At 73.1% G+C, this 5,706-nt stretch carries 4 protein-coding genes and 2 pseudogenes; all 6 read right to left on the bottom strand.

The genetic code is table 11. The features are described from left to right. Positions 1 to 377, bottom strand: a pseudogene (locus tag MCAG_RS25805) (hypothetical protein); the annotation flags it as partial. A 67-nt stretch (positions 378 to 444) separates the two neighbouring features. Beyond that, complete coding sequence (locus tag MCAG_RS25800; RefSeq protein WP_007075892.1) at positions 445 to 1,383, bottom strand: copper transporter; 939 nt, start codon at positions 1,381 to 1,383, stop codon at positions 445 to 447. A 27-nt stretch (positions 1,384 to 1,410) separates the two neighbouring features. Beyond that, positions 1,411 to 2,589 (bottom strand): putative cytokinetic ring protein SteA, encoded by a 1,179-nt coding sequence (gene steA, locus MCAG_RS25795; protein ID WP_007075891.1) that lies wholly within the window; start codon positions 2,587 to 2,589, stop codon positions 1,411 to 1,413. Between the two features lie 120 nt (positions 2,590 to 2,709). Continuing rightward, positions 2,710 to 4,467, bottom strand: a complete 1,758-nt coding sequence (gene recN, locus MCAG_RS25790; RefSeq protein WP_036375262.1) for a DNA repair protein RecN — start codon at positions 4,465 to 4,467, stop codon at positions 2,710 to 2,712. Between the two features lie 153 nt (positions 4,468 to 4,620). Continuing rightward, complete coding sequence (locus MCAG_RS25785; protein ID WP_036375259.1) at positions 4,621 to 5,505, bottom strand: NAD kinase; 885 nt, start codon at positions 5,503 to 5,505, stop codon at positions 4,621 to 4,623. Between the two features lie 52 nt (positions 5,506 to 5,557). Further along, a pseudogene (locus MCAG_RS32865) lies at positions 5,558 to 5,706 on the bottom strand (16S/23S rRNA (cytidine-2'-O)-methyltransferase); the annotation flags it as partial.

Raw genomic sequence — 5,706 nt, 5'->3', positions numbered from 1 at the left:
GCCGCGCCCACCCCGACGATCTTGACGAGGCCGGCGGTGACCCGGCCCTCGCGCAGCGCGGCGAGGTGCCCGGCGAAGCCCTTGGCGGCCTTCTGCTCGGGCCGGGCGCCCACCACGTCGTCGTAGACCCCGACCGCTCCCCCGCCCACGCCGGCCACCAGCGCGGCGGCGCCTGCGGGGGCGCTGGCGGCGCCGAACGCCCCGGCCGCGGCGGCACCGGCGGCGAGCGCCGGCCCGGCGGCGAGGGTGACGGTACGGCCCCGGAAGTTGGTGCGCTCCAGTGCCGGGGCGGCCGGCGAGGTGCGCACTTCGCGCAGCGCGTACCGGGCGGCGGCGACGCCGGCCCCGGCGATCAGTAGGCGGCCCAGCAGGCTCACGCGGTCACCCCATTCGGCACGCCGCACGCGCGGCGGAGAGGATCGGACACCCGGGTACGTCGTTCGCTCACTGGGGCAGTTTAGGCAGCAACGAGGAGGCGTTGTCGCCCACGCCGTACTGGCCGGCCTTCTTCTCCACGAGTTGCTGCACCAGGGCGAGAGTGGTGACCAACTGGCCCTGCGTGGTGTTGGCGTCGTCGACGGTGGAGACAGTCTGCGACAGCACCGGGTCGCCCCGGACGACGGCGACGACGTTGCCGCCGGCCGAGCCGTTGCCGGCCACCACGATCGCCCCGGTCCGGTCGAACTGCTCGGCGACCTTGACGACCGACTCGTCCTTCTTCGCGGAGTCCTTGTCCACGTACGGCTGGCCGCTGACCAGTACCACTGCCTCCGCCGGCCCGGCCACCTTCTCGTCGGTCGTCAGGTACCCGGCGTTGCTGTAGGACGCCAGCACCGCCCGGCGGTCGGCGTCGGTGGCTGGGTTGGCACCCCCGGCGCGGTCCAGCAGCACGCTGGCCAGCAGTGCGCTGGATGTCTCCACCCCGTGCCCGTTGCCGGGCAGCCCCGAGGCGGGCGCGCTCGGCCGGGCGGCGGTGACGGCCAACTCCATCAGGTTGTTGTTGTTGTCCGGGTTGATGAACTTGTCCTGCAGGTCGACCCGGCCGGTGACCTGGGCGCCGGCGAGCTGGAGCATCTTGAGCACGCCCTCGGTGTGCTCGCGCCCGCTGGGCAGGGTGAGCAGCAGCACGCGGCGGCCGGTGAGCTTGCCGGGCAGGACGACCTGGGCGATCTCGCCGGCGAACTGCTCCTCCAGCTCGATTTCTTTCTGCATGTTGTTGACCGCCTGGCGCATCTGCTGGTTGTCCTTGCTCAGCCCGTTGACCCGCTCCTTGAGCGAGTCGGCGACCGGGCCGTTGAGGGCGGCCGTGCCGACCACCAGGCCGATGGCAAGCGCCAGGAAGACCGCGGTCAGGGACACCACGTGGTAGCGGAAGTTGATCACGCTGACAGCCTCTTGATCGGTCGGGAGCTAGAAGAGCTGGCCGAGCTGGAACACAAAATTGTTCCACCATTCACTGACCACGCCCAGGTACGCCTTGCCGACGGTGGAGACCGCCACGGCCGAGGCCATCGCCGCCACCGCCGACAGGACCAGCAGCAGCAGCGAGGACCCGGAGATGCTCTGCCGGTAGAGCCGGCTCACGCCCTTGGCGTCCACCAACTTCCCGCCGACCTTGAGCCGGGTGAGGAACGTCGAGGCCATCCCGCCCCGGCCCTTGTCCAGGAACTCGACCAGGGTCGCGTGTGTGCCGACCGCAACCAGCAGCGAGGCGCCCTTCTCGTCGGCCAGCAGCATCGCCAGGTCCTCGCTGGTGGCCGCCGCCGGGAAGGTGATCGCCTCGACGCCCAGCCCGGTGACCCGGGGCAGCCCCGGGGCCCGGCCGTCGGGGTAGGCGTGCACGATCACCTCGGCGCCGCAGCGCAGCACGTCGTCGGTCACCGAGTCCATGTCCCCGATGATCATGTCGGGGGTGTAGCCGGCCTCGACCAGCGCGTCCGCCCCGCCGTCCACGCCGATCAGCACCGGCTTGAACTCCCGGATGTACGGACGCAGCACGTCCAGGTCGGCCTTGTAGTCGTAGCCGCGGACCACGATCAGGCAGTGCCGACCCTGGATCTGAGTCTGGATCTCCGGCACGCCGACGCCGTCGAGGAGCAGGTCACGCTCCTGCTTGAGGTAGTCCATCGTGTTGGCGGCGAACGCCTCCAGCTGCACCGACAGCCCCTCACGGGCATCGGCCATCGCCTTGGCCACCGACTCGGCGTCCTGGAGCGCGCCGTGCGCGACCGGCTCGCCGCCGACGAACACGGTGTTGCCCTCGATCCGGACGGTGTCGCCCTCCCGGACCCGCTCGAAGATCCCCTCGCCCAGGTCGTCCAAGAGGGGGATGCCGGCGGTCACCAGCACCTCGGGGCCGAGGTTCGGGTACCGGCCGGAGACCGACGGCTTCGCGTTGAGGACGGCGGCGACACCGACGGCGACCAGCGAGTCGGCCGCCACCCGGTCCAGGTCGACGTGGTCGATGACCGCGATGTCGCCCGGACGCAGCCGGCCGACCAGGCGCTTCGTCCGGCGGTCGAGGCGCGCGGTGCCGAGGACTGTGTCCGGCTCGGTGTTACGGGTCCGGCGCAACGTGGGTAGACGCATCGTGACCATCCTGGCATGTGAGGCAGGCTTTTCTGTCGCGACATGCCTGAGCAGCGCCGCCTACCCAGGGAAACACACCAGAGCGCGTGCCGGTGTGGGTGCGCTCACAATAACTCGCCGTCAGGGTCGTCTTTCCCGTGCCGCGACGGCCAACAGTTCCTCGGCGTGAGCGATACCCAGATCCGAGTCCGGCAAACCCGCCAGCATCCGGGCCAGCTCCCGGGCCCGCTCGGTGTCCTCCACGACCCGCACCCCGCTGGTCGTCACCGCGCCCCCCGTGTCCTTCGCCACCACCAGGTGCCGGTCGGCGAACGCCGCCACCTGCGGCAGGTGGGTGACCACCAGCACCTGGTGGCTGCGGGCCAGCCGGGCCAGCCGCCGGCCGATCTCCACCGCCGCCTGACCCCCGACGCCCGCGTCGACCTCGTCGAAGACCAGGGTCGGCGGACCGCCGGACCCCGCGAAGACCACCTCGATTGCGAGCATCACCCGGGACAGCTCACCGCCGGACGCGCCCCGCTGCAACGGCAGCGACGGGGCCCCCGGGTGGGCCAGCAGCCGCAGCTCCACCTCGTCGCCGCCGTCCGGGCCGACGCCCACCTCCACGCCGTTGACCACCAGGCTCGGCTCCGACTTCCCCGCCGGTCGGGGCAGCACCGCCACCTCGATCCGGGCGTGTGGCATCGCCAGCCCGGCCAGCTCGACGGTCACCTGCCGGGCGAACCGGATCGCCGCCTCCTGCCGGGACACCGACACTCGCCCGGCCAACTCGGCCACCTCACCGGCCAGGCGGGACGCCTCCCGGTCCAGTTCGTCGAGAAGATCGTCGGAGCTGTCCAGATCGGACAGCCGCAGCCGGGCCCGCTCCGCCCAGGCCACCACCCCGTCGACGTCGTCGGCGTATTTGCGGGTCAACGCGCGCAACGCCGCCCGCCGCTCGTAGACGACCTGCAACCGGGCCGGATCCGCGTCCAGCGCGGTCAGGTACGCCGACAGCTCCGCCGAGACGTCGGCCACCAGGGTCGCCGCCTCCTCCAGCCGGGAAGCCAGGTCACCGAGGGCCGGATCGGTGCCCGCCTGCGCCTGAAGGGTTCGCCGGGCCAGCCCCAGCAGCGCCGTGGCGTCCGGCGTCTCGTCGGTCGGCTCGGTGCCGCCGGCCACGCACTGGTGCGCCATCTGCGCCGCCGTACGCAGCCCCTCCGCGTGCTCCAGGCGCTGCGCCTCGGCCTTCAGCTCGTCGTCCTCGCCCGGCTGCGGATCGACCCGGCTGATCTCGTCCAGCCCCAGCCGGAGCAGGTCGGCCTCCTGGTTGCGCGCCCGGGCGTTGCGCCGGCGGTCGGCCAGGTCGTCGACCACCGCCCGCCACCGGGCGTACGCCTCGCGCAGCGCGTCGAGAAGCTTCTCGTGCTCCGGGCCGGCGAACCGGTCCAGCGCGGCCCGCTGCTCGGCCGGCCGCAGCAGGCGCAGCTGGTCGGACTGGCCGTGCACCGCCACCGCCTGCTCGCCGACCTCGCCCAGCATCGCCACCGGCATACCGCGCCCGCCCAGGTGCGCCCGGGAACGCCCCTCCACGGTGACCGTCCGGCTCAGCAGCAGCGAACCGTCTTCGTCGGGCTCCCCACCGGCGTCGATGACCCGGGCGTGCACGGCGGCGGCGACCCGGCCGCCGAGGCGCAGTCGCCCCTCGACCACCGCCCGGCCCGGCTGGGCCCGCACCCGGCCGGCGTCGGCTCGGCCGCCGAAGAGCAGGCCGAGGCCGGTCACCACCATCGTCTTGCCCGCACCGGTCTCGCCGGTGATGACGTTCATCCCGCCGGTCAACGGCAGCGTGGTGTCCTCGATGACGCCCAGTCCGGTGATGCGCAGCTCTTCCAGCACAGCACCCGACAGTAGACGCGGGCCCCGACAGTTGACCAGCCGGCGCGGCCGGGACGCGGTGACCGCCCGCCGCCCGGCCCGCCCGTCACCACCGCCGGCGCACCGGCCGGCCTGCGGCGGGCCAGCGCCGCCGGGCCACCACCGAGACGTCGCTCACCTGCGGTTGCCCCGCCAGCCGTGTACCGGCAACCCGAACTTCGCCACCAGCCGGTCGGTGAAGGACCGGGCCCGCAGCCGCACGACACGAACCGGCAGCGCACCACGACGCACCGTCACCTGCGCCCCCGGCGGCAGGTCGTAGACCCGCCGGCCGTCGCAGCACAGCACCGCGAGGGTGGTGAACGGGTCGACCGTGATCGAGAACGTCGACGTGGGCGCGGTCACCAGCGGCCGACTGAACAGCGCGTGCGCGCTGATCGGGACCAACAGCAGCGCCTCCACCTCCGGCCACACCACCGGCCCGCCGCCGGAGAACGCGTATGCCGTCGAACCCGTGGGGGTCGCGCAGACCACGCCGTCGCAGCCGTACCGCGACAGCGGCCGACCGTCCACGTCGACCAGCAGTTCCAGCATCTGGGCCCGCTCGCCCTTCTCAACGCTGATCTCGTTGAGCGCCCAGGACTCGATCGTCGGGCCGCCGTCGAACTCCGCGGTCACGTCGAGGGTGAGCCGCTCGTCCACCGTGTAGTGGCGACCCACCACGTCGCGCACCGCCACGTCCAGGTCGTCGATCTCCGCCTCGGCGAGAAAGCCGACCTTGCCGAGGTTGATGCCGAGCAGCGGTGCCTTCGCCGGCCGGGCCAGCTCCGCCGCGCGCAGGAACGTGCCGTCCCCGCCCAGGGCGAAGACGATCTCGGCCCCCTCGGCGGCCTCCAGTCCGGTCACCGGCACCACGCCCGGAAGGTCCAGGTCGTCGGCCTCCTCGGCCACCACCCGCACCTCGAACCCCGCGGCGATCAGGTCCGCCGCGACCGCCCGGGCGTGCTCGGTGCTGCGACGCCGGCCGGTGTGCGTCACCAGCAGCGCGGTACGACTCAACGGATCCACCTTCCGTTCGCGACTGCGGGGCTCGCAAGCTCACTCCTCGCGCTCACCCCACCGCCTCCTCCGGGGCCACGTCCGGCACGTCGCCGGGCGGGGTTGCACCCTGCGGGCCGGCCGCCACGACGGCCCGCACCCGCTCCGGGTCGGCCGCCGCCGCGCCCCGGCGTAACCATACGAAGAACTCGACGTTGCCGC

Source organism: Micromonospora sp. ATCC 39149, assembly GCF_000158815.1.
Classification (GTDB): domain Bacteria; phylum Actinomycetota; class Actinomycetes; order Mycobacteriales; family Micromonosporaceae; genus Micromonospora.
Note: the sequence above shows the minus strand (reverse complement) of the source record. Positions and strands in the feature narration are given on the sequence as shown.

Coding starts and splice junctions, on each gene's coding strand:
- steA (WP_007075891.1), bottom strand. CDS start 2,589: ATGCGTCTACCCACGTTGCGCCGGACCCGTAACACCGAGCCGGACACA.